This is a genomic window from Nocardia pseudovaccinii NBRC 100343 (genome assembly GCF_001613225.1).
GTDB classification, from domain to species: domain Bacteria; phylum Actinomycetota; class Actinomycetes; order Mycobacteriales; family Mycobacteriaceae; genus Nocardia; species Nocardia pseudovaccinii.
In genome coordinates this window covers 1-26883 of record NZ_BDBY01000248.1, presented here as the reverse complement: position 1 = coordinate 26883, position 26883 = coordinate 1, and the positions used below count along the sequence as shown (strand labels likewise).

The window sequence follows — 26883 nt, the reverse complement described above, 5'->3', positions numbered from 1 at the left end:
GAACTCGCCCCGAATCCTCATACACTCTGCTGCGCTCAGCAACGAGCTCGCCGATCGAACGCCATGGCGCGCCAGTTTGCGACGTGCACCATTGCTGTTGGTGTCGCTCGCCTGCTCCGGACCCAAGTATGTCAACAGGATCGCCTGATCCACCCAGTCCACGATACGGTCGGCGGGCAAACGGGTGCTGACGAGCAGGCCGACGACATCGGCGGTCGCCATGTTCGGAATATTCTCGATATCTTCTTCCTCGAGCCTCGACTCGTGCCATACGGTGAGCCCGTCGAGCCCGTCAAGAGGCAGCTGCGACTCCAGGCTGCGCATGGCGTACCGGAAGACCTTGATCATGACGCTGCGAATGATCTGCCACACCACCACCGGAAAAACGCCGACGGCGAATCCGAGCAACAACATCTGCGACCGAGAGGTCTGCCACGACGCGGCCTCGGCGATACCCTCGAGCACCCAGATTCCGATAACAGCAAGGACTGTCCGCATAACGACCGCGATATAGGCACTGCCGCGCAGGTCCGAACGGACATAGCGGCGGAACAGCATCTGAATCGAAAAGAAATAGGCACCGAGGAACGCGAAGGTGACCGGCGTGGTGTTCGGAGTCAACGCAAGCACCCACACTGTCCGATCGGTCGCCGAGGGCATCTGATCGACTGGCGGCAACGTGAGCAACCACCCGACCGCAAGGAGAACCACGGCGATCGAAACAGGCACAGCCGCAATCGAAATCGGTGTCTGCCCCCGCGCCTCCTCACTCGAATAGGGCTGAAAACGCTTTTCGATGACATCGTCGTGCACCTTCTGCGGCAGACGACCATAGGTGCCCTCGAACCTCTGCAGGTAACTACCGATCCTCGTCTTCCGCGCTTCCTCGGTCTCCCCGAAACTCCGCTGCACCTCCAGCAGCCCCAACCGCTGAAGGTTGGCGAGGAACTCGTTGAGCAGACTCGCGCGCTGAGCCGCGAGGAAAAGCCACCACATCACCGCAGGAGTGACGAACAGGATCACTACTATCAGCGACCGAACGGTGTTCAACTGCCACAGCGGTGGCAACACGAACAACACGCTGGCAAGGGCGATCAGGATCGCGGGAAAACCGACGAGCATGAGAGCAGCCGCCCGCACGGCCGTATCACGACTTTTCGACCACATCGCAAGAATCGCGACAACAACGACCGCGATCAGAACTCCCAAACCCACTACAACCCAGGGTGTGTGATGGCCAAGCCACGCCTGAGCGGACTCGCTTTGCAATATTCCCATGAGTCCGACCACAGGCCAGAACAAGATGCCGACGGCGGTGAGCCATTTCGATTCCCTGCCATCATCCGCGAGCCTTGCGCTTCTCGATTCGCTGCCGTCCCGATAGTCCTTCGGCTCGACACCGCCGACGAGTGCGGGGTTCAGCGACGCAGCGTCGGTCTCATCGCCAGCAATTCCCGTACCGAATCGGTCAACTGCTGCCACCGCCGCAGTCGATTCATGGCTGTTGGCATTGTCTTCTGTTGACATCTTCAGCCTTCCACGATCGGAAGAGCGCCCGTTGATCTTCACCGCAAACCAGGTCACGACCCGGTGGAAAAAATTCTTCGCTTCCTGTATGTCCGACACGCGAGTAGCGCACTACTTGACAGTTGCGCCCAGAACCCCACTTTCCATTGCCACTGCGTAGGTCAAATGTCCCCGGCCTCACCGAGGGATTCATGTGGTGTACTTCGATGGATATCGGCAGCGGTAGTGGGTCCTGTCGTGCTTCCACGTGCCTTCCGGCGCGCGCCACCGCCCCTCCCTCAGAGGATTTCACCCGCTGCCGGACCTCTGGTGGAGTAAATGCCGCTGCGGTAGTCGATTCATGGAGGATTTCCGCTGTCGCGGTGCACTGGAATGACCGGGCTCGCCACGATCGCTACGTTGGCCAATATGCGCACCGATGGAGATTCCTGGGACATCAATACCAGCGTGGGATCTACGGCGTTGTTCGTCGCGGCGGCTCGCGCGCTGGGCGGCCGCGCGGCCGACGCGCTGGCGGCGGACCCGTTCGCCGAGCTTTTCGTGCGGGCCGCGGGCGGGGAGTGGGCCGACCTGCTCGACGGTCGAGTGCCTGCCCATCCGTTGCTGACCCCCGAATTCGGCATTCAGTTCCAGCAGCATCAGGTCGCCCGCACCCGGTACTTCGACGACTACCTCCACGCGGCCGCGGCCGTGGGCATCCGGCAGGTGGTCATCCTCGCGGCGGGCCTCGACGCCCGCGCGTACCGGTTGCCTTGGCCCGACGGCACCGTCGTCTACGAGCTGGACCGGCCGCAGGTGCTGGAGTTCAAGCGCGAAACTCTCGCGCAGGCTGGTCGCCAGCCGATCGCCGAGCGCCACGAGGTGCCGGTGGACCTGCGTGAGGACTGGCCGAAAGCGTTGCGCGACAGCGGCTTCGACCCTGCCCTGCCGACCGCGTGGCTGGTGGAGGGGCTGCTGATCTATCTGTCGTCGGCTGCGCAGGATCAGCTATTCGACGCCGTCGTCTCGCTCAGCGCGCCCGGCAGCCGGGTCGCGATCGAGCAGATGGATCCGCTGCCCGCCGAGGCCGTCGCCGAGATGGTCGAGCACGACGACGCGGGCTCGGACTGGGTGCGGTTGATCTACAACGACCCCCGTGGTGAGGTCACCAAGTGGTTCACCGACCGCGGTTGGACCGGTGAGCGCGTCTACCTCACCGACTACCTCCGCGGCATGGGCCGCACTCCGGCCACCGACCGGTCATTGATCAGCCTGGTCACCGTCGTGCGGCCCTGATCTGGCTTTTCGGCTGACCGTTGCGCGCCACCGGACCATGACCGTCCGTGTTTCGCGGACCGCCGATGACCGATTTACGAGCACCCGGATCCGATCGAGGAACGGTATCGGTTGAGCGACGGATCGGTGGAGATCCTGGTCGTCGGTGTCACAGCGGGCGGGTAGCTGCCGCATGCTGACGGACAGAGGTCGGCCCAGCACCCCGGAGAAGGGAGATGCACGGTGACATTGGGACGTCGTCGGTTGCTGATCGGTTTCGGCGGTGCGGGTGGCCTCGCCCTGGCAGGATGCGGGTGGGTGCGAGACCCGGCGCCGCCACCCAAACCCGCAACAATCGGATTCGATCCCCCACCCGGCACCCACGATGTCGACGCGCGCAGCCTCGGCACGATCACGGTCACCGACGGGACGCTGCGGTCGGTCGAATGGATCGATGAAACTGGCAGATCACTGCCGGGCGCATCGACACCCGATCTTCGAACCTGGACCAGTGCCGAACCACTCGGCTACGGACACACCTACACCGCGAAAGCCGTGGCGCACGGAGAATCGGGCGACATCACCGCGACGTCGACCTGCACCATGGTGCGACCGCAAGAGCTGGTCGATGTCTCTCTGCGCTCCGCCAATCTCGTCGAGCTGGCCGAAAACGACACCTACGGAGTAGGTTTCGTGCTCGTCGCACATTTCGACGAACCCGTTGATCGGGCGGCCGTGGAACACCACCTGAAGGTCACCACCGAGCCGGCCGTCACCGGTGCCTGGTACTGGCTCGACGATCAGAACGCACACTGGCGGCCGGAGCACTATTACGTACCGGGAACCAGGATCACGATCGCGGCCGAACTCTTCGGCCTCGCGCTCGGCGAGGGCCGCTACGGCCTGCGCGACCAACGGGTTTCGGTGATCATCGGGCCCGCACACGTCGCGATCGCCGACGACGACACCAAACAGATCGAGGTGTTCGACAACGGAAACCTGGTGCGCACCATGCCCACATCGATGGGCAAGGGCGGCACCACCGTCGTCGGTGGCAGAGCCATGTCGTTCTGGACCCGCCCGGGCATCTACACCGTGCTCGACCGAAATGACCCGGTGATCATGGACTCCACCAGCTACGGCCTGCCCGCCAGCTCCGGGGGCTACCGCACCAGCATCAACCACGCGGTCCGCATCAGCCACGACGGAATCTTCGTGCACGAATTGGCAGCAACCATGTGGGCCCAAGGCAACACCAACGTCTCACACGGCTGTCTCAACATCTCCCCCAACGACGCCGCATGGTTCTACGACTTCGTCATCCCGGGCGACGTGGTCGAGGTCCGCAACACCGGTGGCGACCCCCTCGATATCTGGCAGAACGGCGACTGGAGCATCGCCTGGTCCGACTGGCTTCGCGGTGGAGCCCCGACATGACACGAACTAGAAAAAGGGGTTGATCCCCCGCGAACCTGTCGTGACCGTCACAGGGCCGTTGCCGCTGGCTGGACCGGACTCCATCGGCGGAACCCACCCGAAGCCGTTTCGAGTCGCCACCACGCCAACCGCTCGGCGAGCTCTGGCAACCAACTCGCAGGGGCGTCGCAGAGATCGTGTCGCGCGCGGGCGGCGGCGGCGTGCAGAACGTCGGCGGCGACAGCGGGAAAGTCGTGTCGGAGGTGCTCGATCGCATCGGCGACAACGACGTCTGGATTGGCTCTATCCGATCTCACCGATGTCATCTCGTACCCTTCTTGCCGACTTGTTCGTGGATGACTTTGTCGGATGACAGTAATTTGCTCGATCGTGGCGGAGACAGGGCCACTGGTCCCACGCTCGTGGGCCGATAGGCACTGCTGAGGTGACCTCGACTAAGTGATCCGCAAAGCCACCACCAGGGACGAGCGTGGACCTCACATTCGGTCCGACACCGTCACATTCGCGAACGAGGCTACAGATCAGAACGTGACAACTCGTTGCTCAGCAGAAATCAGGATCTACGGTGGAGATATGACCGCCTTGGAGTATCAGCATCTGCTGGTCGCGCGCGACGGCGACACGGTGCGCATCACCATGAACCGGCCGGAGCGACGCAATGCGCTGTCAGGCGAGCATCTGGCCGAACTGCTCGCCTCCTTCCGGGCCGCTGGCGAGACCGACGCCACCGGGATAGTGCTCGGGGCGCACGGTCCGGTGTTCTCCGCGGGACATGATTTCGCCGACGTGGCCGCCCGCGACCTGCTCGGCGTGCGGGAGTTGCTCGCACTGTGCACCGAGCTCATGTCGACCATCGAGTCGGTGCCGCAGGTGGTGATCGCCCGGGTGCACGGTCTGGCCACGGCCGCCGGCTGCCAGCTGGTGGCCTCATGCGATCTGGCCGTCGCCGCCGAATCGGCCGGGTTCGCGCTCCCCGGCGGCAAGGGTGGCTGGTTCTGTCACACCCCCGCGGTGCCGGTGGCGCGCGCCGTCGGCCGTAAACGCCTGATGGAACTGGCCCTCACCGGCGACCCGATCGATGCCCGCACCGCCGAACAATGGGGCCTGATCAACCGAGCTGTGCCGGACACCGAGTTGGACACGGCCGTCGACGAGTTGCTCGCCCGCGCGACCCGGGGCAGCCGGGCCAGCAAGGCACTCGGCAAACGCACTCTCTACAGCCAACTCGACCGCCCTGAAGCAGATGCCTACGTCCTCGCGCTGGATGTCATGGCGGCCGCCGCCCAACTTCCCGGCGCCCGGGAAGGGATGGCGGCCTTCCTGGCGAAACGCCCACCCGTCTGGCGCGATTAGCGCCCACAGGGGACTCTTCAACAGCGTCTGGTCCGACGCCGCCGAAAGGCTTGGCCGATAGCGGCATGTCGAGCGCCCGCCCCGGAGACCTCGTCGTATTCGGCGGCCAAGAACCCCGTCAACGTGTAATCGACTTGCGCGGCGAACTATCGGGAATGGCTGCCGGGCTCGATAGGGTGGGTTCGATGTCCAGAATCGACGAGTGTGCGAACCGAGTGGCCGCGGCCGCTCGGCGGTCGAGACGGACGGTGGCGGTTGCGGAATCGTTGACCTGCGGGCAGTTGTCGTCGGCATTGGGTGCTGCCCCGGACTCGGCACAGTGGTTGCGGGGTGCGGTGGTTGCCTACAGTGCGGATGTCAAACGGCAGGTGCTGGGCGTTCCCGAGGTCCCTGTGGTGTCGGAGACCGCGGCCCGAGCCATGGCGGTCGGCGTGCGGGCGCTGCTCGGCGCGGACGTGGCTGTGGCGGTTACCGGGGTGGGCGGCCCCGATCCCCAGGACGGTGAACCGGCGGGATCGGTATGGCTGGCGGTCCACGCCGAGGATGGGGGCTGGGCGCGGCATGAGCTCTTCGACGGCGGACCCGAAGACGTGCTGAGGCGGACGGTTGAAGTCGCGCTCGACATGGTGTGCGAGGCGATAGGCGAAGCCTCGAGCTGATCGCGACCGATAACTAGGCGGCAGACGGGTAGCCCACCGATATCCACCGCCGAGCCAAGGAGCGACAGTGACCCGATTCGGATACACACTGATGACCGAACAGAGTGGCCCGCGCGAACTCGTCCGCTATGCCGCCGCCGCCGAGGCGGCAGGATTCGACTTCCTGGTCAGCAGCGACCACTACGCACCATGGCTCGAGGAGCAGGGCCACGCACCGAACGCGTGGACCACCCTCGGGGCCGTCGCACAGGCGACACGGCGCATCCCGTTGATGACCTACGTGACGTGCCCGACCATGCGCTACCACCCGGCGATTGTGGCGCAGCAGGCCGCGACGTTGCAGATCCTGGCCGAAGGGCGATTCACTCTCGGGCTCGGCAGCGGCGAGAGCCTCAACGAGCACGTCATCGGAGCGGGCTGGCCCGGGCTCGAGGAACGGCTGGAGCGACTCGCGGAGGCCATCGGGATCATTCGTGACCTGCACGCGGGCGGGACGGTCAGCCGACTCGGCCAGTGGTATCGAGTCGACGCCGCTAAGGTCTGGGACCTGCCGGATCGGCCGGTACCGATCGCGGTCGCGGTATCCGGACCACGATCGGTACAGCGATTCGCCCCGCTGGCCGACGAGATGGTCAGCACAAGTCCCGACGCCGAACTCGTTCGGTCGTGGCATCGCATCCGCGCGAACGACTCCGCCGCGGCGCGGTCCCGCGTGACCGGGCAACTGCCGATCAGCTGGGATGCCAACCGCGACAAAGCAATTCAGCGCGCTCATGAACAGTTCCGATGGTCGGCGGGCGGTTGGGATGTCAACTCGAACCTGCCGACACCGGCGAGTTTCGCGGCCGCGACCCAGTTCGTGCGCCCGCAGGATGTCGCCGAGACGATCCAGTGCGGCCCCGATCTCGACGCCATAGTGGCAGCCGTGCGGCCCTACCAGGATGCGGGCTTCACCGACATCGCGGTGGTCGAAATCGGCGACGAACAGCAGGACCGGTTCCTTGCCGAGGCGGCCGAACCGCTACTGGCGAAACTGCGTGCGGCCGATACCGATTCCTGAACGTCCCGAACGCCGCCACCCAGGACCGTAGGGCAATCTATCTGCGCACGCGTACCGGTGAGAACGCAATCAGGTAGTCAACCACCCGTGACGAGCTCGCACCGATAGCGCACGCTCGAATCTGCTCCGGTATTCCTCCGAGGAGCCCATCCGCGTCGTCGGGGAACATCGCCGCGGACACAGCATTTGTCTACAGACGCAAGGGTCACAATCATGAGAATCACGCTGTCCCCGCTCCCCCGCCACACATGCGAAGCGGCACCGTGTCTGGTGCCGCTGTCCCCGCAGGCGTTCAGCCAGCTCTACCTGCATTATCTCGAACTCCTGAACGCAAGTCGGCTACCGGCGACGATGACCTTCGAGCAGTACTACGAATACTGGCGGTCCGGTCGACGCGGCGAAAATCTCGTCGGTCTCGACGACGGCGCGACCCGGCTCGAACCGGGCAAAAGCAAGGAACTGATCACCCGGCCCGACGTACAGCTCAAAGGAGTAATCCAGACGATCGTGCTGCTCGTCGATTTTCCCGACAAACCGCACGATCCTGTGCACGGCCCGGGCTATTACGAAGCAATGCTGTTCAGCGAAGACACCTTCCCGTCCGGGAGCATGCGCGACTTCTACCGCAGGGTCAGCGGCTTCGACGCGGCGGCCGATACCGGTATCGACATCCAGGGCGCCGTGCACGGCTGGTTCCGGATGCCGCATCCGCTGTCGTTCTACACCGACGGCAACTCCGGAACCGGCAACAGCTTTCCGCGCAACTCGGCGGGCATGGCCCGGGACGCCGTCAAGGCAGCCCTTGCCGAAGGTGTCGACTTCGGTCCCTATGACGTACTCGGCGAGAAGATCGTCACCGCGCTGTTCATCGTCCACGCCGGGCGCGGCGCCGAGGAAACCAGATCTGTCGACGATATCTGGAGCCTGAAGTGGGCGATCCCGGGCAACGGTGAAAAGGTGGAGACCGATCTCTCCGTCACGACATTTCTCACCGTGCCCGAGGACTGCAATATGGGTGTCTGCGCCCATGAATGGGGCCACCTCGCCGCCCGCTGGGCCGACTACTACGACACCACCCAGTCCGCGAACTTCCAGTCGGCAGGCCTCGGGGATTATTGCCTGATGGCCGGTGGGAGCTGGGGCAATCACGGCATCACGCCGGTCTTTCCCAACGGCATGCTCCGCGCGTTCCACGGTTGGTTACAGCCTCGCGTCGTCACCAAGACGACGAAGAACATCACGCTCGAACCTGCCGCGCAAGGCGGCGGCATGGTTTTCATTCGGAACGCCGAACGGATGCGTCGCGAAAGTCAGTACATTGCCGTGGAATACCGGCGTAAGACCGGTCAGGACGCATTCCTGCCCGACCAAGGTGTCGCGATCTACGTGGTCGATGAAGAGATCGCGGATGTCAACGACGAGGACGCGCTCGCCATCGAGCTGATGCAGGCCGACGGCAAACGGGACCTGGCCGCGATATTCCGCGGTGGGAACCGTGGAGACGCCAACGACCTGTATCCCTCCGGTGACAACACGTCCATCGGCAAGACCACCACCCCGGCCTTGAACATGCCCGGCGGAAAATGGTCGGGCATCACGATCGCCGTCAAGGGCACACCCGGTGACGACCGGATGGCCATCGACGTCACCATGACCTGAACGGTCAGCGGGCGTCGGCCCACTTTGCCAGCCAGCTTTCGTTTTCGATGGAGATGGCGTTCTCACAGTCGTCGACGAATTGCGACCATCGCGCTGGATCGGTCGGAGATCCCGCTGTTCGCCAGTGGTCGAGCAGTCGCTGCAGCCGGTTTGCGGTCGCGAGATAGCTGACGACCAAGAAGTCGTATCGCTTGCTTGCGAGGAAGGCGACGAGCGAACCGCTGAGTGTGGTCAGGACGGCGATCCATGGTGCGATTCGGGTGGCGGCGTCGGCGCTTACCGCGGTATCGACCGATGCCGCGATCGTGGCGACAAGGCCGAGTGCGACGGCGACCCGACGCAGGAATTGTGCTCGCGCGCGATGCCGTAGCGCGGACGGGCGGTAGTAGTTGGTGATCTGGCCTTCCACGCGTTTACTCACATACTGCTCTGGTGTCAGCGGCCCGGGTGCGGGTCCCGGGGTCGGCGCCTCGTCGAGGAAGCACAGGAGATCCTCGGCTGCCTGTTCGAGCTCTTCGACCTCGGCCCGAAGCTGCGCGACCGTTCCCGGAATCGCGCGAAACCTGAAGATCTGCTGCCGCATTCCCTCCGATACCGCCCGAGCACGGGTCCACCGCCGGACCGCTTCCGAGGTCAGGAATTGTGCTCCGACGAAGGTGGCACCTGCCAGCGCCGCCGCACCGGTGGCCGCGACGATGCGCGAGGGCAGCCCGGACTGCCCTAGCACCGTAGCCGTCGATGCGGCCGCGATCGCTCCCCAACAGCTCAGGCACAGCACTGTCAGCCGGAGCCGGTCGATCCGCAGTTTCATCCGGGTGGCCGCGTGAGACCAGCGAATCCGCTTCTCCCACAGGGCATTCACCAGCTCGTCATCGGAAGCTACTGTCATTTGCCCTCCTCACCGGAGATCGGCAGATTCGGGCATAGTTTGTGGTAGGCGATCTTTGGCGAGACCCAGGAATTCCAGGTTTCCCGGCTCATGTTGTAGGTCATCTTGTCGCACAAGATTTCGGTCGATGCGGTCGGGATGGGCCAAACGCGAATGGTTCCGTCGTAGCTCGTCGACACGACATTCTTGCCGTCGGGGCTGAACTCCACATGCGTCACCGGTCGGGTATGTCCCACGAGGGCGGAACCGATCTGGCGGCGCTCCTGTACATCCCACAAACGCACGGTACTGTCTCCGCCTCCGGTGGCGATCGTTCGCCCATCAGAGCTGAACGCGAGGTCGTTTACCCAGCCGTCGGTCCGCATGGGATCGCCGATGGGATCTCCGGTCTGCGCATTCCACAGCCGAACTGTCTTGTCTTGGTATGCGACGGCGAGAGTGCGGCCGTCGCGGCTGAATTCAATATCGTTGACCCAGCCTTGACCTCTCAGGACCTTGCCGATCTGCTGGCCCGAACTCGTATCCCAGAGGTGCACACTCCAGTCCAGGCCGCCGGTGGCGAGTTGTCGACCGTCGGGGCTGAATTTGAAGGCGTTCAACGCTGGCTGTCGAATCGGTACCCCGATGGGCTGCATCGTGTCGATGTCGCGGATCTGGGTTTCGGTGCCGTTGTCCGTTGCAAGCTTTCGGTTGGCGACGTCGGCTGTGAGGCGCTTGGTATCTGCCGGTATGGCGATCGAGTTCCCACTCGGAGCACCGCTGGCCACGTCCCAGTGCTGCAGCGTGGTGGAAGTGATCGTGATGATCTGCGTGCCGTCGGGGCGCAAGTACCATCCGGGCGCCTCCTCGGTCCGAATCACTGGAGCTAGACTTGCACCGGTACGGGAATCCCATTGCCGTACCGTCGCATCGACACCACTGGATACGATCCGAGTGCCGTCCGGGCTGAATCCTGCGGCGAGAACTCCCCCACCATGCCCACGCAGAACCTGTCCGCCAACGGGGTCCCATTCGCGCAGAGTGTCGTCGAAGCCGCTGGAAACTAGACGCTGCCCGTCGGGGTGAAAGGCGACCGCGCTGACCGCGAATTTATGGCCTACCAACGGTTCCCCGACCGGCTGGCCTGTCGCGGTATCCCACAGCCGCACCGTCTTGTCGTCGCTTGCCGAGGCGAGCCGGGAGCCGTCGCGGCTGAACACGACTCGCTCGATTGCGGCTTCGTGGCCGCGTAACGGATCGCCGATCTGCTGGCGGGTGTGGGCATCCCACAACCAGATTGTGGTATCGGAACCACCCGCTGCGATTCGGGTGCCGTCCTGGCTGAAGGCGACACTGCTGAGCGTTACTCCTGGTACACGCAGCAGCTCGCCGATCTGCTGGTGGGATTCGATATCCCACAGTCGAACCGTGCCATCGAGACTTGCTGACGCGACCATGTCATCGATGCCGACCGCGACGCCCGTCACCTGTTTCTCGTGTCCGCGCATCGGCTCGCCGATCGGTTGGCGGGACTCGGTATCCCATACCCGCAGCGTCTTGTCCGAACCGCCCGATACGATTCGGCGGCCGTCCCGGCTGAACGCGACGCCGGTGACCTGTGATTCGTGTCCGGCCATCGGCTCGCCGATCGGTTGGCGGGACTCGGCATCCCACAGCCGCAACGTTTTGTCGAAGCCTGCGGTCACGATACGTTTGCCGTCGGGACTAAACGCGACCTGCGATACCTCGAGCTTGTGCCCGGTCATGAACTCACCGATGGGCTTCCAGGTCTCGGCGTCCCACAGTTGGATACTTTCACCATGACTGGACACGATGCGCGTGCCGTCGGGACTGAAGTCGAGACTGCGGACGTAGCCACCGCGGGTGGGGATGATCTTGCGTAGGTTGCGTAGCTGATTCACGGCACTGAGCAATGGGAGATCGCCGTTGTTGCGGTTCGGAAAGCTGCGCGCGGCCAGCACATTCTGCATGGCGAGAACGTCGTCGTTGACGCCTGGATACGAATCGGACAGCATCAGTTGTGAATTCGCGATCAATGCCAACGCGGTCGCATCCCTGCTGCGCGCGGTCGCCTCTTTCTCCGCTTTCGATGCTTCGACGAACAAGAACCCGGCGGCCAACGCCGCGACTACCGCCAACGCCAAAGCCACCCGCAGGATTCGCGAGCGCCGCCGCAGCACCCGGGTGTACTCCTGCGCCTTTTCCTTGGCCTGGGTTTCTGCTGCCGCCAACGCTTCCGCGGATTCCTGACGCTCCCGCGCCGCCCGCAGGTCCGCTTCGACACGTTCGTCTTCACGACGTCGGGAGGCGAGCAGGAACTCCCGCGTCGGGTTGAGCCGTTCCCGGAATCCCGGTTCGGCGGAGAGGGATTCGGCATCGGCGAGTCGGCTGCCAGGAAGCAGCCATTCGTCGCTGCGCGCATTGGCTTTCCAGGCGTGCGCCGCCCGTTCCAACTCGTCGGCGCCCTTCAAGTCGGTGGCCTGTTCGCGTAGCCACCCCGCGAGCGTATCCCATTGTCGCAGTAGGCTTTCCAAAGTGACTTCGACGACAACCTCACCGTCGCGCTCGTCACGGGCCAGCAGGCGTCTGGCGATGAATGCCTCGAGCAGCGGGTGGCTCTCCGACGGCAGATCGAACCAGCGCGCGGCGCGTCGCATCGGCTGGTCGTTATCCGGATTGATCGTCGCCAGCCAAGGCACGAACGCGGTCCGCAGAACCGCCAATTGCCGTTGCCGGACTTGGGAATCCACGGCCAGTATCTCGTCGATCTCGCACTGCACGACGCGGCTCAGCCCACCCATCGCGCCGTACTCCGCGAGCGTGATCTCTGCGTCGCCGTAGTCTTGGTAGAGCCGGGCCAGGGTGAGCGAGAGCAGCGGTAGCGTATCCACTCCGCGCGACCAGTCGTCGAGCAGTCGGTCGACCAGGTCGGGTGCGAACGAGAGGTTGCTCCCGGCTTCTCGTGCCCGACGAGCGGGCCCGCAGATCACCTCTTTGAATTGGGCCTGCGGCATGGGTTTCAGATCGTCGAACGGGCGAACCTCCAGGGCAGCCAACTGCGGCGCGGTCTGCAGCGGCTCGTACCGGTCGGAGCGAATTGTCGCCATCGCGATCATGGGCAGCGCGTCGTCCGCGCCGAGCAGGTCGGCAAGTACACCGAGGAAGGCACCCGCCTGCTCACCCGCGTCGACGCCGAATAGTTCCTCGGCCTGGTCGATCGGCAATACGAGTGTCGGTGGCACGTCATCGGTCGCATCGATAATGCGATCCTCGGCGGCCTGCTGCGCCTCGGTCAGCCACATGCGCACCCGTGCGGCATCACAAATTCCCTCCTTGATCGCACCGAGGCTCGGTGCGTGCAACCCCACGCTGTCGCGTAGGTCGTGAATCGAATGCGCGAATCCGCTGTCGCCGGTGAGCGCGTTGCGTTGCGGTCGGACGATGCCCATCGGCAGGAAATGCCGGTCATCGCGATGCAGGCGCGGCAGCATGCCCGCCCGCAGGAACGACGATTTACCGACGCCCGACGGCCCGAGTATGACGAACATTCGACCATCGCCGGAATTACGCATTCCCCGTATCGCATTCAGCGCGCGGCCGATCTGTGTGTCGCGCCCGAAATAGACGGCGGCGTCTACCTGTTCCAGTGGCTGCCAGCCACGATATGGTGCGCGGTCCGGTTCCTCCGGCGGCGGCCAGGCAAAGGTGTCCGCCCCGATGCCGGCCGCGCGCAAGCCGTCCCGGAGTCGCAACAGGCCATCGGTGCTGAATTGCACCGGCGGCGACGCACCGTCCACGGCGATCTCCGTTTTCGGACCGTCACCGAACAGGTCGCAGCGTTGCCATTCGCTGGTGATATCTCGGCCGGTCAAAGGCTGCAACCTTGCCGCGAAGATCGGTTTGTTCAGATCCTCGGCGTGGCGGTATTCGACCTTGCATTCGTGCGATGCGTCCCAATTATCGGAGACCAGACAGATAACCGCTTCGCACCGATCGCTCGCGCGGCGCAGCGCGTCTTTCCACCGCACGCCCACCGGAATTCCGGTCTGCCGGTCCAGATCGAGGAATATCTCGCCGACGAGGCCGGGATCGGCCTCGGTCAACCATGCCTTGAGTGCGATCGCTGCACGATCGTCCCGGCTGGAGTGACTCAGAAACACCCTGGACATCGCCCTAAACCACCGTGCATATACCCCGATGGAAGCGCGCGTCGTATACCGCAAGCGTCATACGAAAATCCTGCGCTCGAACAAACCGCCGCACGCGAGTATCGCGCTACTCGATACCGCCGCGGTCCGTCACACTGGCATCGGTGAAGCGGAGCCTGCTATTCACGGCCGCGGTGCTGATCGTCGGGTTGGCGATCGAGTACGGTCGCGCCGACGGCCATTCGGGCGTGGCGGTGATGCTCGCGGTGGCCGCGGCAGTGCTGCTGCTCGATGTGGTCATCCGTCTGGGGCGCCACTCGCAGTGATGCGGTCAGCGTGGCAACGGGTCATGTCGTGCGATCATTTCATCGCCTCGCAGGCATCGATGCAGGCCGGAATCGACTATGAGGAGGGCTAGTGACGAACAACGGGGTTCGCCGGGCTACCGGCGTGCGTGCCGAGCTGGGTTTCGTCGGTGCGATGGTGAGTGCGCTGGTGCTGGGGCAGCACACGGTCGCCAGCGCCGCGGCGACGACCACGTTCCAGCTCCCGCTCGTGAAGATTTCCCAAACAGGGGGTATTCCAACGCAATTCAGCATCTATTTGACGGCGACCATCGGCGACCAACCCGGAGTCACCACCTTCGGTGTCGCCAATCCCGGCCCCTTCGGCGGTAGCATCATGCTCGACTCCCACGCCCGGATCCAGTGGTCGAACCTGACGACCGGAGCAGTCGGTGTGGTCGACGTGGCGGATCGGGAAACGGCGCAGCAGCCCTGCGCCTGCGCCCCGGCGCCGGTGCCGGTGTTCACCGGAGCAGGCCAGATCGTCGCGCTCGCCACCGCAGGCGGTCTCGCCATCACCATTTCCTCGGGATTCGGTAGGTTCACGGCTCTTTGAGCCCGATCGGACCGGTAATCGCTTTCGGCGATTACCGGCCCGATCGATGGATGGAATCCGGACGTCTCAGGGACCATCGGGCAACGGCTCTTCATTTCCGTTGACCGACCGAAGAGCGAGGGTCTGTTTCGGTGTCCAGTAGATCCGGCCGTTTTCGAACTCCTGGTAGCTCCCGGTGTCGAAGGGGATTTCGTCGGATGTCGGCCAGCCGAGGGGTCCGTTCTCGAATCCGCTCCGATTCCATCGGTCACGGATTTCGCCGTGCACCCAGTACACCGGTCGGCCGTTGCGGTGGTAGAGCGCCCCGTTCTGGAAACCCTCCACCTCGCCCCATTCCACGTCCTTCGGATCGCGCAGCACTGCATTGTCGGTGATCGGATACCCCAAAGGCCCTGCTTCCCAACCAGTTTCGGCAAACTTGTCGAACAACGACGATGGGATCGGATGTGCCCCGGTGGAGGGATGCCAGTAGACGTATCCGTTCTTGAATTGAGCGAATCGACCGACGCCGTCGGCTGTCTTCATTTCGCCGTTGGTACCGAGCCGCGGCCCCAGCCATGGCGAAGCCGCCGCCTTCGCATCGATTTCTCCGGCCGGCGCGGCACCGGAGAACTCTCGGACGTGGCCTTCGAAGACATCCCACGGGAAGTTCGGGCCGACATCGGTATGGGTGCCGATCCCCAGGCATTCCGTCACATATTTGTGGTCGGAGATGCCGTCGCGCCGCGTATATGGCGGAGCGATGACATCGGTGGCGAAGCCGTACTTCTTCGCGTCCTGAACAGCCAGCCAGGCGGCTATCCGGAGGTCTTCGTCGATGGCAATCCATTCGTCCCTCGACCATGCCGCCCGGCTGCCCGCGAAGCAGAGATTGATCGTCTGCGCGTTGGCATCCAGGACCGACCACGACGCGTAGTTCGTATCGACGACATCGCAGACGATTCCATTGCGCAGCGTGTAGTGATACGAGGCGCCGTTGGCCGCGTTGTTGAGGTACGCCGCCAGCGATTCGGCCGTGCCGTCGCCTTCCTGGGTGTGCAGCAAGAAGTTCGTGATTCGAGCCCCCCAGCGCTCCGACCGGGAGTTTCCCATTCTGTCCAATTCGGTGAATACGGGGGCGTTCACGGCGTGTTCTCCTTGTGCCTGAGTGCGTTGGATGGACCATTGCCCGAAGTCGGTAGCCAAGATGTCGTTGACGTCGACCGAGCTACCGTCGATGACGGGGCCGGGATTGGATGCGGTATCGATGACGCGCTGATAGAGGACGGCCTCGGGTGTGTCGAGCCGATTGCCGGACCACGCACGCGTCTGCCAGGCCCAGAACCGGCCTTCGGAAGTCCGGCCGAGCACACCGTCTTGGATGGCCCAGGCGCATACCTTGGACGAGCCGTAGACTCCGGTCCACTCCCGCCCGATCGCGTCGTTGACGCCACGGAAGAAGTTGACCGCCGCGTCGTTCCATTGGTCCAGCGAAATGTCCTCGTCCACCGCGAAGAAGATCGGGCACCGGTCGTGCCCACCGGCGGCGGTATGGATTTCCCTGGCCTGAAGGCCCATCCGATGCCCGCCGTCGTAGCCTGTGGTCCAGTCCGAAGGCGCCTGTGGGTTACCGGGCTTGCCGTACTGCCATATCGAAACGACGTCGAGCCCGGCTGCCTGCACACTGTCTGCATATTCCCTGGTCACCGGCTTGGCGCCGAAACTTGATCCCGGTCTGCTCGGCGACACGTAGACCATGACAGCACTGTGTCCGGCTGCCTTGATGGCGTCGGGATCGATGAAACGCGCGGCGAAATCAACTGCGGTGGACATGCGGGAAACTCCATTGGTCGAGGGTGGCGGGTCTGCGGCTTCGGCCAGCAGCGGCAGCGGGTCGAGCCGGTCCGACCCGGGAGGCACCCACACATGCCGATGCCACTCGAGGTGCAAGTGCGGGGCGACGCCGCCGTTGGATGCGGAATCGGGGTTGATGCGGGCGATCCGCTGCCCGGCTTCGACCCGGTCACCGACCGCGACTTCGCGAATCACGTGTCCGTACACGGTCGTGCCGCCGCCGTCTTCGGCGGGATGGTCCAGGACGACCCAGCCGGCCGGGTCGGGTCCGCCGAACCCGGAGGCCGGACCCGCGAATACCACCGTGCCGGCTTGGACCGCGTATACGGGTAATCCGCCGCTGCCGCCCGGCCAGCCGAGATCGACACCCCAGTGGAAGCCGTCGTCGCGGGGACCGAATCGAGAAGTGACGATGCGGCCACGCGCCAAAGGCCAGTACCTGGTCATGTCGTTCCCCTCCGAGAAGTCGTAGCCGACCGGCTGCGAAGCAGTTGCCCAAACGAGTAGAGCAGGGCTCGTCGCGCGGTTCGTCATCCAAACCGATGAAAAAGCGGTCCTCGTCGACGACATTCGGGACAATGGAATCGAGTGTCGGACTACTCGTGTGAAGCGCCTCCCGAAGACCTATGATCCACCCCAGGATGATTGCCGTTTCTCTTGTGTCGCAGGTCATTTCATATGCCGATGACAGTCGAGAGGTTCTCCGCGATCGTCGCGCGAATCAACCGTGCGGCGCTGCATCCGGCTGACTGGCCGAAGGCGGTGCACGATATTGTCACGGCGCTGGGCGCGCACCGCGGCGGCTTGGTCGTCTCGGCATCTGGTAGCCGACGGATGACCGCCTCTTCACTCGGTGCGGACGATCTGCGCCACAGTTACAACACCCGATACTGGCGAATCGATCCGATCGCGAATGCGCTCGAACATCAACCCGCCGGTGTCATTACGACGTGCGAAGAGCTGCTCGGGCCGGACTACCTGCACCGGCATCCGTTCTTCTGCGACTGGATGGTGCCGCATCGGCTCGGCAACGGGATACTCACACTCCTCACCAGTGGCGCCAGCACATCCTGGATCGGGGTGTATCCCGATGGGAGCCGCAATCTCGACCGATCACAGGCGACATCGACAATGCGCCTGCTGCTCCCGCATCTGCGCAACGCGCTGAACGTGCAGTCCTGTTTGACGGACGCGCGCAACGAATACAGCCTGGCGATCGCCGTGCTCGACGCGCATCGGAACGGGCTGGTGATCGTGTCCAGTTGTGGCGCTATCAGCTATGCGAACCCGGCGGCGTTGTCGATCCTGGAATCGCGCGACGGTCTCGGAATAGGACGCCGCGGGCACCTCGAATCATCGGACAGCCGAACAGCAGTCGGGATGCGCGCCATGATCGATTCGGCAGTCCGCAAGTATGGGCCCTACGGCGGCGGGCGCACCCTCATTCCCCGCGACAGCGGTCGCAGCTCGTACGCACTGCTGGTGTTACCACTGGATCCGAAGGTCAGCTGCCCGGAGGAGTACACATCGGCGGCGCTCGTCGTCATCGTCGACCCGGATCACGAAATTCCGGGAGGACCGAAGGCGCTGCGGCAACTGTACGGGTTGACCGGAGCCGAAGCGCGCGTCGCGGCGGCGGCATTACGCGGCGAAGGCCTGCGGTCGATCGCGGAAGAACTGGCGGTATCGGCGAACACCGTGCGCACACATCTGCAACGCGTCTTCGAGAAGACCGGTACGCATCGACAGGCCGAACTGGTTCGGGTGCTGACTGCTGTGCTGTCCGGAACCGGTCAGTTCATCGAACACCGCGAGGATTAGGCCGCGCCCGCGGACCGACCGACCGTGTGCAGGTGACGCAGCGCCTGGCTGTATGAGCCCAGAAGGCTGGTCTGGCAATAGGGAACACCGATTTCGGCGCAGAACGCGACGACCAGCGGTTGGGCTCGGCGCAGGTTGGACCGGGGCATCGACGGGAAAAGATGGTGCTCGATCTGGTAGTTCAGGCCACCGAGGGCGGCGTCGGTCAGCCACCCGCCACGGACATTGCGGGACGTGAGCACTTGACGGCGCAGGAAGTCGGTTGAACCGGGAGTCGGCAATACGGCCATCCCTTTGTGGTTGGGCGCGAAGGTGCACCCCATGTAGAACCCGAACAGGCCTTGCTGCACCGCGATGAAGACAATTGCCTTAGCCGGAGACAGCACGAGGAACACCGCGGACAGATATAAGGCCACGTGGGCGCCCAGCAGCACGGCCTCCCGGCCCCAGTACGGCGTCGATCGCCGCACAAGGGCTCGAACACTGGCGGTGTGCAGGCTGCCCGCCTCGAGGAACAGCATCGGGAAAAACAGCCATGCCTGGTACCGGAATATCAGCCGCCGGATGCCACGGCCGGCCCGCGCCCGCACACTGGAATGCGCCAGCACGCCCATGATGTCGGGGTCGGCGCCCTCGGTGTTGGGGTTCGCGTGGTGGCGATTGTGATTGCCGACCCACCAGCCGATGCTCAACCCGATGCCGAGATTTCCGCAGATCATGCCGAACAGCTGGTTGGCCCGCCGGGTGCGAAAGATCTGCTGATGCCCGGCATCGTGGCCGAGGAAGGCGAACTGAGCGAAGATCACGGCCAGAAACACCGCCGTGCCCAGCTGCCACCACGAGTCGCCGATGAGAACGAACGCCGTCCATCCCGCCGCCAGCGCCGCCACCGTGACCGCGATCCGCCAGCCGTAGTACCGCAGCCGCCGGTTCAGCAGTCCCGCTTGTCGCACTCGGCGAGACAGCCTGGCGTAGTCGCTGCCCCGGTCCGCTGTCCGGTCGGGCTCGACACGCGGGTCGGTCTGGGTCAATGTCACGCGTTGGGCCCTATCGATACATCACCGGCTGCGAAGGTTATCCGCAAACCTACCGGTGTCAACCGAACAACAGCCCCACACAGCCCGAACGCTCGGGGTCGATGTGGCAGTCATACTCCGGAACGGATCATGCCTTTGGTACGCATCAGGAATTCGGCGAGATAGCTGTCGTGGGGTACGCCCGGGCGCAGCCAGGTGGTCGGGTTGTCGCCGAGGTACAGGTTGGTGATCGTCGGCTCGTCGAGGAGCGCTTCGATCAACTGCCGTCGCTGGGTCATCGCGGTCAATACCAGTGAGTTCTTCAGCGGCGCAACGCCATCCGACGCCGACCACGGGCCGACCCAGACGCAGGGGAACGGCAGTTCGACATTTAGTTGTGCCGCGGTGCTGTCCGCGACGAGGTGTACCGAAGGGCGCAGGACCGCACCACCGGTATCGAGCTCGTCGACGATGGTGTCACCGCCGAGGATCGGGTGCGCGTCGCCCGCCACCTTGTGCAGGTAGGCGTCGATCGCCACCACGGCCTCGGTGGGCTGCACGGTCAGGATCGCGGCCGGATCGTCGGCGGGCAGGCTCGGAATCCGGTCGAGCACTTCGGCCAGCGCTCGGGCCAGGGGTTCCGGGTCGCCCTCGACGAGCACCGCGGTCGCGCATGTGCATGCGGTGCCGCCGAGGTGGCTCACCGAGTCGGCGATCAACTCGATATGGTCGCGCCAATCCACATCCGAGGTGACCAGGATCTTGGATCGTCCGGGGCCTTGAGTCAGCACTCGGGGGTTGGTGCCGTACTTGTCGACCACGTCGTCTCCGCCGTAGACGATCGAGAAGTCCGCTTCGGCCAAGATGACGTCGGCGGCCGCGTAATCGGTCGGAAGCAACGTGACGACGTCCGGCGGGAACCCGGCCGCGCGTAAGGCGCTGACCAAGCGAAAAGCCGTGAACGGTTCACGGGTGGACGGTCGTACCGCGACCTTGTATCCCAGCGTGAGCGCTTCGGGCCAAAGTCCGTGCACCGCAGGCGTATTGCCCGCGGCGTGCACGGCGAACAGGTCTCCTTTGCGAGTCCAGACGGCCGAGCCCGCGCTGGTCTGTTCATCGTGCCAGTCGCGCACGGCTCCTCTGGGCATGGCGAGCTCGACGGTTGCGGACTGCTCGCGCAGCACGTCGGCGACCCAATGCACCGCCTGATGCACGACGGCCAGCGGCACACCGGAGGTGACCGAGACCAGACGCGTGTAATCGCTGGGGTCCAGACCGTCGATGACGCCGTGCAGGAAGAGATCGGCGGCGCGCTGCAGGGCCGACGAGCGCGCGTTCACGGGCATGATCGGTGCTTTGCGCATTGCCGCCATGGTGCGCCGCACGTAGAGGGGCGGGACCTGACTGATCTCACCGATCTGGTCGCCGGACACGGTGATCAGCGGCTTACGGGCGTGTGCGCGGTAGGCGCCGTCCGGGCCGAGCGCGTCGATCTGGATGAACTCGCCCATCAGTACACCCCCTCGATGACCTCGACGTCGTCGAAAGTTCGCACCGGTCCGACGTCGGCGACCGAACAACCGAGTGTGCCCGTCGGCGGCTCGACCTTCAGTGCGATGTCGCGTTCCAGGTTGTTCGGCAGCAGTGCGTATTTGGTGAGATGGTTCATCACGACCTGTCCACGCTCGCCGTAGTTCACTTCGGCGCCGGTTGCCGCGTCGACGACACGGAACGCGATATAGGGGCTGGGTGTGTCGAAGACCGCCAGCCCGTCCGGCCGCTCCTCGTCACGTTCGCGCGACATGCCCAGGATTGTGGTACTGCCGTAGAGACCTTTGAGTGGAATGCCGGGAAAGATGTCGTGGCGGAACATATTCCGTGAATCCGCATCCATATGGGCACCGCTCCAGCAGATGAATCGGATCTTCTCGCGCACGAGGTCGACCAAGTCATCGCGCTGCGCGATCCGTTCGAGGATCGGCGGTGTGGTGATGAGGATGCCGATCGACTGTGTCGCCAGCAGGTGGGCTGCCTGGTCGACGATGTGATCGGCGTAGCGTTCGGTGTCGGCCGTGTCGCCGCGGCCGATCATCTGTTTGATCCACCGTGGGTCGAGATCCACGGTGAACTTAACACCGTTGTGCCTGCGTGCCCGGCGCTCGGCGAACTCTCCGAACATATGCGGCCCACTCGGCGTCACCGCGAGCACATTCCCGTCACCGATTCCGGTGTAGTGGTGCTCGTCCCAGCCCAGCGCGAAGTCCATCCACCGGTCGAACATCACGAAACGCTTCGGATCACCGGTGGTGCCGCCGCTTTCGTAGATCCCGGCGATGACTCGATCCGCACCGGTCAGCCCGCGCGGAATCATATCCTCGACGGGCACCGCGCGGAATTCGTTGACGACATTGGGAAATAGGCTCAGATCGCTGAAGGTCCGCACATCGGAGAGCGGATCGAAATCGAGCATCTTCGCACGCCGCAGCCAGAACGGGCTGCCCGTATCTTCGCTGAAATGCCAATGCATGAGGGCACGGATATAGTCGTCCGCGTTGGTTGTCGCGAGTTCGCGACGGGAGAGGTCCAAAATTTCAGGGAGCACTTAGCGGCCTCCAGATAAAGCCCGAATCGGGGCATTTCGCTCGAATGGGGCAATCCTGCCGTGCCTGACGGCCGCCAAACCGGCGACCGACCCGGTTCGATCCCCCGATCGAAACCACCTGTCGGGCTTGCAGGGATCACCACGGACGCCAGAGGGGCGTCGCGTGCTCCAACTAGGCGGAATCGCGGCTGCTGCAACAGTTTTGACCTGGGGTTCGCCAGTTGGTCATTGCCTGCGCTGCCGTCACGACCGGCCACCCGATCGTCGCCATAGGCACACGCGAGGCTCACACACCGGTCTGCCGATGACCGACAGGCCGAAACGGTCGCGGACGGCACCGGACCTGCATCGACCAGGTAGAGACTGTCGCGAAATCGCTCGACGACCCCGCGCGACCGCCGATACCGTCACAGCGGTGAATCCCGTCTCGACTCCTCCCCCGTGGCAACAAACCGTGCTCAGACCACCGCCCTGGCCGCCGCTGCTCGTCGCCGCCCGCTGGTGGGTCCGATATGGTCCAGGAATCGCCGTCAAACAGAGGCTCTTGCGGGAATGGCTCGACGTCGGTCTCCAGCAGAGACCACGGCCACCCAAAACAGTGCGCACCCGATACGGCCAGCGGTTCCTGGTCCCGACGACCAGCGACTTCATTGCCCGCGCGATCTACATTCACGGCTGTTGGGAGGCTTGCATTTCCAGGCTCGTCGCCTCCCGTCTGCAGCGAGGCGACGGATTCATCGACATCGGATCCGCCTGCGGGTGGTATGCCGTGCTCGCGGCACGACTCGTCGGCCGCACCGGATACGTCATCGCGATCGAGCCCGCGGCACACGAACAGCTGCTAGCGAACCTGGCGCTCAACAACATCGGCAACGTCCGCGTCGTCCAAGCCGCCATCACCACCGAACCGGGCACGGTGACTCTCTACACCCCGCACGCAAACACCGGCGCCACCACGACGATCCGCCCCGACACCTACCAGTCCACGGTCACCGTTCCCGGCCTGCTACTGGCCCAGATGCTGCACCCGGGCGACCTGGAGAACGCCCGAATCATCAAAGTGGATGTCGAAGGCGCCGAAGGCACAGTCCTCACCCAGCTCGCCACCTCGATCCCTCGGCTGCGCGAGGACTGCGAGATTATCGTCGAAGTCACTCCCCACTGGCTCGACATCGCCGGTCACGACGTGGAAACGATTCTGAAACCGTTCATGGACAACGGGTTTCATGCCTGTCGGATCCAGAACTCTTACGCGCCGGAGGACATTCCGGTCATGCTGCGACACCCACTCCCGTCCGCGCTGGCCACCGGGCCCTTGCCCCGGCAGATCGATCTACTACTCACTCGCGCCGCCGAAAGCTGAGTTCCGCCGATCACGCCCGGTGCTCAGTCGGCCATGGCTCACACCGACGACGAGGATCGTCGCGGTGCAGCGATGCGACCCACCCGTCCTACGACTGGCCACTACATCGCCGAGCGCCGCAAGGCATCACGCCCAGAAAAGGCTGTCCCACCGACGAATAGCGCAGGATTGGGCACCGCCAGTTACTAGTGGCACCCGCAGTCGGGGCTGCCGGGCTGGGCGGCGTCGGCGCTGAATTGGGTTGTGGGACAGCAGGTGTCGCCGCGCCAGGCGTTGACGCCTTCCTTGACCGCGATTGCGGCGATGACGAGGGCTGCGATCGGGTCGGCCCAGGACCAGCCGAATAGGCTGTTGAGCAGCAACCCGACGAGCAAGACCGCCGAAAGGTAGGTGCAGAGCAAGGTCTGTTTCGAGTCGGCGACGGCGGAGGCGGAGCCGAGTTCGCGCCCCGCGCGGCGCTGAGCCCAAGACAGCACCGGCATGACTACCAAACTTGTTGCGGCCAATCCGATTCCGATCGGGGAATGCTGGGTTTCGCCGATGCCGAGCAGGCCGCCAACCGAGTCGGCGGTGATATAGAGCGCGAGGGCGAAGAAGGACAGCGCGATGATCCGCAGTGCGGTCTTCTCGCGCTTGCGCGGGTCGCGACTGGCGAATTGCCAGGCAAGCGCCACGGCCGAGGATACCTCGATCACCGAATCGAGTCCGAATCCGATCAACGCGGTCGAGGAGACACGGGTGCCCTCGGTCAGGGCGATGCCCGCCTCGATCACGTTGTAGGAGATGGTCGCGACGACGAACCAGCGGATCCGCCGCGACAGCACCGCATTCCGCCGCGGCGAACCCGAGAGCGCCACCACCGACGGAACCGACGGCATGCCCAACGATTGCGACATCAGCGGCACTCCTCGTTGTCGGCGGCCGGGCAGCAGGCCGGATCTACCGCGAGAACCAGGCCTAGGAGATCGTCGAGGGCGTGTCGGATGCGGCGATCAGCTAATTCGTAGCGGCTGCGCCGCCCCTCGGGAACCGCCACGACCAGGCCGCAGCCGCGCAGACAGGCCAGATGGTTGGACAGGATCTGCCGCGAAACCCCGATTCGGTCGGCCAATTCCGACGGATAGGCCGACCCGGTGCGCAGGCTCAGCAGAATCTGGGTGCGGGTCGGATCCGACAACGCGTGACCGAAGCGGGCCAGCGCGTCACGGTGCGGCAAGGTCTCCACACCCCAGACGATACAGATTCTGATGTATTCATAAAAGTCTGAACTGTTGTCTGCGGTGTCGCCAGCCGATCGCGGACGACGCGCACAAGCCCGAACCGGTCGTGTCCGTGAACGCCCAATCGCAGAATCTGTCGAAGGAGACGGCAGTGGGGCGTGAGAAGTTATGCCTGACCGGCCATTAACAGGATAGTTATCTTCTAAATGTTCTCGTTCGGGCTGATTTGCCGGATAGCCAGCGGTAAGCTGTCTTCGACGCCTTTCAGCGGTACCAGGAGGTGTCCTGTCCGGTTCGGTCGATGGCGCAGCCGTCGGCCAGTCGGAATACGCACTCCGGTCGGGGGTAAATCGTGCGCGCTTCACCGAGCAACGAATCGGGTAACAGCAGCCGATTCGGCGGGTGACACATTCACAACCGAATCCAGCGGCTCGGCAGCGTGGCCGAGCATACGGACGTCACAAAGCTCGGTCCTGGCCGACATCACCGAATCCAGTGGCCCACGTCTAACAGACCGCGGGCACGCATCAGCCCAACAGGGCGATTACGGAGATGTCGAGAACAATTCCTCGATTCAGCATTTAGTTGAAGGATGCAAAATGTCCAAGAAAATAAAGACCGCTGCCGCGACTGTTATGGCCTTGCCCCTGCTCGTCCTCGCAGCTCCCGCAGCTTCTGCCGACTCGACTTCCGCCGCCACTCCGGCCGGAGGAGGATCTGTCGCGATATGTTTCCCTCTGGGTAGTGTCGTCTGGTGCATCTGAGACCGCTTCACGCTTCCGGTGCGTCGCGCACGACGCACCGGAAGCCGATGTGGCAGGTAGCGGTGTCCTCGGTCTGCCCCTGTCGAGCAGCGGGCCGGTACCTGAGGCAGTAGTCGGCCGCGCACAGATACGATCCGCCCTTGATGACGCGGCGCGGAAAACGTTGCGCCGCTGTTGGTTCGGGGGCGGCCACGTGCGGGTTGCGTGGGGCACAGCAGGTCGGTGCCGGGTGTTCAGGGCGGAAGTAGTCCACGGTCCATTCCCACACGTTGCCGGTCATGTCGTGCAGACCGTAGCCGTTCGGTGAATAGGTGCCGACCGTCGTGGTGCCCGGTCTCCCGGTCTGTCCTCGGCCGGGGTGGAATTGCCACGGAAACGCGCCGACCCAGATGTTGGCCATATGACGGCCGGTGGGTTCGAACTCGTCTCCCCAGGCGTAGGTGGCCCCATCCAGTCCGCCGCGGGCGGCGTACTCCCATTCGGCCTCGGTCGGCAGCTGTTTGCCGACCCAGGCCGCGTATGCCGCCGCATCCTCGAAGGCGACCTGGGTGACCGGATGGCGGTCGAGTCCGTCGAGTGTGCTGCCGGGTCCGCGCGGATGGCGCCAGCACGCGCCCGGCACATACCGCCACCATCGGCGCCAGTTGTCCAATGGCACTGGTCCCCTGGTGGGCTGGAATACCAGTGCGCCCGGAATCAGGTTCTCCGGCTCGGTGTCCGGATAGTCCTCGGCCGCGGGATTACGTTCGGCGACGGTGACGTATCCGGTCTGCTTCACGAAGCGTCGGAACGCGGCATTGGTCACCGGGTGCGGGTCGATCCAGAACTCATCGACCCGCACCCGGTGCACCGGACGCTCCTCGGAGAAGAAGTCCTCCGATCCCATCGCGAAGCTGCCGCCGGATATCCAGACCATGCCTCGCCGGACATTTTCACGGATCGCGGTCACGGAACCCCCGCCTCAATCGCGCGAAAATGCCGCAGCCGCCGCCATTTCCAGGTCCTGGTAGGGCTTACCGCTCACGTCCTCGATGACCTGGTGCATCGTTCCACCGGTGAACGGGAACGGTGAGCGGTAGCTCGCGGATACGGACTGGCCGCTGTCGCGGCCGACGCGGATGCCTTCTCCGACGCCGGAGAAAACGATGGGCTGGGTCCGCATGTCCTCCAGTGAGCCGACCGGGTCCTCATCGATATACAGGACGGCCTCACCAGTGGGTGTGAAGTTGTCGGGGCGGGTACCGCGGCGTTCGTACCGGATCCCGAGGATGTGGTCGCCCAGCGGTACCGTTCGATCGGAGACGATGGTCTGCTCTTCCTCACCGAGGAAGTTGTAGGTGTAGCAAAGGTGGCCGTCCTTGACGTACAGGGTGTGTCC

At 64.4% G+C, this 26883-nt stretch carries 21 protein-coding genes and 1 pseudogene; 10 read left to right on the top strand and 12 right to left on the bottom strand.

Annotated features, from left to right (window positions below; translation table 11 throughout):
* A partial coding sequence (locus NP3_RS30840; protein ID WP_218024966.1) for a hypothetical protein occupies positions 1 to 1626 on the bottom strand: 1626 nt, incomplete at its 3' end.
* Between the two features lie 309 nt (positions 1627 to 1935).
* On the opposite strand from NP3_RS30840, the gene NP3_RS30835 reads away from it, so the two are divergent.
* Positions 1936 to 2802: an SAM-dependent methyltransferase gene (locus NP3_RS30835; protein WP_063045122.1), complete on the top strand. Its 867-nt coding sequence runs from the start codon at positions 1936 to 1938 to the stop codon at positions 2800 to 2802.
* Between the two features lie 222 nt (positions 2803 to 3024).
* Positions 3025 to 4218 carry a L,D-transpeptidase gene (locus NP3_RS30830; protein WP_063045116.1) on the top strand — a complete coding sequence of 398 codons (1194 nt, stop codon included), beginning with the start codon at positions 3025 to 3027 and terminating at the stop codon, positions 4216 to 4218.
* A gap of 47 nt (positions 4219 to 4265) precedes the next feature.
* On the opposite strand, the gene NP3_RS30825 is transcribed toward NP3_RS30830, so the two are convergent.
* A complete protein-coding gene (locus NP3_RS30825) occupies positions 4266 to 4514 on the bottom strand; it encodes a hypothetical protein (RefSeq protein ID WP_157124664.1) in 249 nt (82 codons plus the stop codon).
* 277 nt (positions 4515 to 4791) lie between these two features.
* On the opposite strand from NP3_RS30825, the gene NP3_RS30820 reads away from it, so the two are divergent.
* From NP3_RS30820 to NP3_RS30805, 4 genes are all read left to right on the top strand, one after another.
* Positions 4792 to 5571 (top strand): enoyl-CoA hydratase-related protein, encoded by a 780-nt coding sequence (locus tag NP3_RS30820; protein WP_063045114.1) that lies wholly within the window; start codon positions 4792 to 4794, stop codon positions 5569 to 5571.
* A 185-nt stretch (positions 5572 to 5756) separates the two neighbouring features.
* On the top strand, positions 5757 to 6230 hold the full coding sequence (locus NP3_RS30815) for a CinA family protein (protein ID WP_063045121.1): 474 nt from the start codon (positions 5757 to 5759) through the stop codon (positions 6228 to 6230).
* A gap of 67 nt (positions 6231 to 6297) precedes the next feature.
* A complete protein-coding gene (locus NP3_RS30810) occupies positions 6298 to 7290 on the top strand; it encodes a TIGR03557 family F420-dependent LLM class oxidoreductase (protein ID WP_063045113.1) in 993 nt (330 codons plus the stop codon).
* 213 nt (positions 7291 to 7503) lie between these two features.
* Positions 7504 to 8949 carry a M6 family metalloprotease domain-containing protein gene (locus NP3_RS30805; protein ID WP_063045112.1) on the top strand — a complete coding sequence of 482 codons (1446 nt, stop codon included), beginning with the start codon at positions 7504 to 7506 and terminating at the stop codon, positions 8947 to 8949.
* 4 nt (positions 8950 to 8953) lie between these two features.
* On the opposite strand, the gene NP3_RS30800 is transcribed toward NP3_RS30805, so the two are convergent.
* Entirely contained in the window at positions 8954 to 9838 is an 885-nt protein-coding gene (locus NP3_RS30800; RefSeq protein ID WP_063045111.1) for a DUF4231 domain-containing protein, read from the bottom strand.
* A complete protein-coding gene (locus tag NP3_RS30795) occupies positions 9835 to 14007 on the bottom strand; it encodes an nSTAND1 domain-containing NTPase (protein WP_063045110.1) in 4173 nt (1390 codons plus the stop codon). Before NP3_RS30795 ends, NP3_RS30800 begins: the two co-directional genes overlap by 4 nt.
* A gap of 143 nt (positions 14008 to 14150) precedes the next feature.
* Here NP3_RS30795 and NP3_RS48335 point away from each other — a divergent pair, with 143 nt between their 5' ends.
* Together NP3_RS48335 and NP3_RS30790 are read left to right on the top strand one after the other, a co-directional pair.
* Positions 14151 to 14312, top strand: a complete 162-nt coding sequence (locus NP3_RS48335) for a hypothetical protein (protein WP_157124663.1) — start codon at positions 14151 to 14153, stop codon at positions 14310 to 14312.
* A 91-nt stretch (positions 14313 to 14403) separates the two neighbouring features.
* Entirely contained in the window at positions 14404 to 14886 is a 483-nt protein-coding gene (locus NP3_RS30790) for a hypothetical protein (RefSeq protein WP_063045109.1), read from the top strand.
* A gap of 66 nt (positions 14887 to 14952) precedes the next feature.
* Here NP3_RS30790 and NP3_RS47135 read toward each other — a convergent pair whose 3' ends face one another.
* A complete protein-coding gene (locus tag NP3_RS47135) occupies positions 14953 to 17166 on the bottom strand; it encodes a glycoside hydrolase domain-containing protein (protein WP_084509201.1) in 2214 nt (737 codons plus the stop codon).
* Positions 17167 to 17403: 237 nt separating this feature from the next.
* Between NP3_RS47135 and NP3_RS30775 the strand changes: the two genes are divergently transcribed.
* Entirely contained in the window at positions 17404 to 18540 is a 1137-nt protein-coding gene (locus tag NP3_RS30775) for a helix-turn-helix transcriptional regulator (RefSeq protein WP_169814608.1), read from the top strand.
* Here NP3_RS30775 and NP3_RS30770 read toward each other — a convergent pair.
* From NP3_RS30770 to NP3_RS30760, 3 genes are all read right to left on the bottom strand, one after another.
* Positions 18537 to 19577, bottom strand: a complete 1041-nt coding sequence (locus NP3_RS30770; RefSeq protein WP_245721184.1) for a fatty acid desaturase family protein — start codon at positions 19575 to 19577, stop codon at positions 18537 to 18539. The genes NP3_RS30775 and NP3_RS30770 overlap by 4 nt on opposite strands.
* Before the next feature lie 110 nt (positions 19578 to 19687).
* The gene (locus NP3_RS30765) at positions 19688 to 21067 is read right to left on the bottom strand and encodes an aldehyde dehydrogenase family protein (protein ID WP_063045107.1); all 1380 of its coding nucleotides are present in this window, start codon (positions 21065 to 21067) and stop codon (positions 19688 to 19690) included.
* Positions 21067 to 22158 carry an acyl-CoA synthetase family protein gene (locus NP3_RS30760; RefSeq protein WP_063045106.1) on the bottom strand — a complete coding sequence of 364 codons (1092 nt, stop codon included), beginning with the start codon at positions 22156 to 22158 and terminating at the stop codon, positions 21067 to 21069. The genes NP3_RS30765 and NP3_RS30760 overlap by 1 nt, the downstream gene beginning before the upstream one ends.
* A 415-nt stretch (positions 22159 to 22573) precedes the next feature.
* On the opposite strand from NP3_RS30760, the gene NP3_RS30755 reads away from it, so the two are divergent.
* A complete protein-coding gene (locus NP3_RS30755; RefSeq protein ID WP_169814607.1) occupies positions 22574 to 23521 on the top strand; it encodes an FkbM family methyltransferase in 948 nt (315 codons plus the stop codon).
* Positions 23522 to 23706: 185 nt separating this feature from the next.
* Here the strand turns inward: NP3_RS30755 and NP3_RS30750 are convergent, their stop codons facing one another.
* The 4 genes and pseudogenes from NP3_RS30750 to NP3_RS49335 all read right to left on the bottom strand — a co-directional run.
* Positions 23707 to 24417, bottom strand: coding sequence for a cation efflux transmembrane domain-containing protein (locus tag NP3_RS30750; RefSeq protein ID WP_063045118.1), 711 nt, complete (start codon positions 24415 to 24417; stop codon positions 23707 to 23709).
* Positions 24417 to 24746, bottom strand: a complete 330-nt coding sequence (locus tag NP3_RS30745; protein WP_063045104.1) for an ArsR/SmtB family transcription factor — start codon at positions 24744 to 24746, stop codon at positions 24417 to 24419. Before NP3_RS30745 ends, NP3_RS30750 begins: the two co-directional genes overlap by 1 nt.
* Positions 24747 to 25512: 766 nt before the next feature.
* Entirely contained in the window at positions 25513 to 26421 is a 909-nt protein-coding gene (locus NP3_RS30740) for a formylglycine-generating enzyme family protein (RefSeq protein WP_063045117.1), read from the bottom strand.
* Positions 26422 to 26466: 45 nt separating this feature from the next.
* Positions 26467 to 26883, bottom strand: a pseudogene (locus NP3_RS49335) (arylsulfatase); the annotation flags it as partial.

Coding starts and splice junctions, on each gene's coding strand:
- NP3_RS30765 (WP_063045107.1), bottom strand. CDS start 21,067: ATGGGCGAGTTCATCCAGATCGACGCGCTCGGCCCGGACGGCGCCTAC.
- NP3_RS47135 (WP_084509201.1), bottom strand. CDS start 17,166: ATGACCAGGTACTGGCCTTTGGCGCGTGGCCGCATCGTCACTTCTCGA.
- NP3_RS30805 (WP_063045112.1), top strand. CDS start 7,504: ATGAGAATCACGCTGTCCCCGCTCCCCCGCCACACATGCGAAGCGGCA.
- NP3_RS30795 (WP_063045110.1), bottom strand. CDS start 14,007: ATGTCCAGGGTGTTTCTGAGTCACTCCAGCCGGGACGATCGTGCAGCG.
- NP3_RS30820 (WP_063045114.1), top strand. CDS start 4,792: ATGACCGCCTTGGAGTATCAGCATCTGCTGGTCGCGCGCGACGGCGAC.
- NP3_RS30740 (WP_063045117.1), bottom strand. CDS start 26,421: ATGGTCTGGATATCCGGCGGCAGCTTCGCGATGGGATCGGAGGACTTC.
- NP3_RS30800 (WP_063045111.1), bottom strand. CDS start 9,838: ATGACAGTAGCTTCCGATGACGAGCTGGTGAATGCCCTGTGGGAGAAG.
- NP3_RS30750 (WP_063045118.1), bottom strand. CDS start 24,417: ATGTCGCAATCGTTGGGCATGCCGTCGGTTCCGTCGGTGGTGGCGCTC.
- NP3_RS30775 (WP_169814608.1), top strand. CDS start 17,404: ATGACAGTCGAGAGGTTCTCCGCGATCGTCGCGCGAATCAACCGTGCG.
- NP3_RS30835 (WP_063045122.1), top strand. CDS start 1,936: ATGCGCACCGATGGAGATTCCTGGGACATCAATACCAGCGTGGGATCT.
- NP3_RS30815 (WP_063045121.1), top strand. CDS start 5,757: ATGTCCAGAATCGACGAGTGTGCGAACCGAGTGGCCGCGGCCGCTCGG.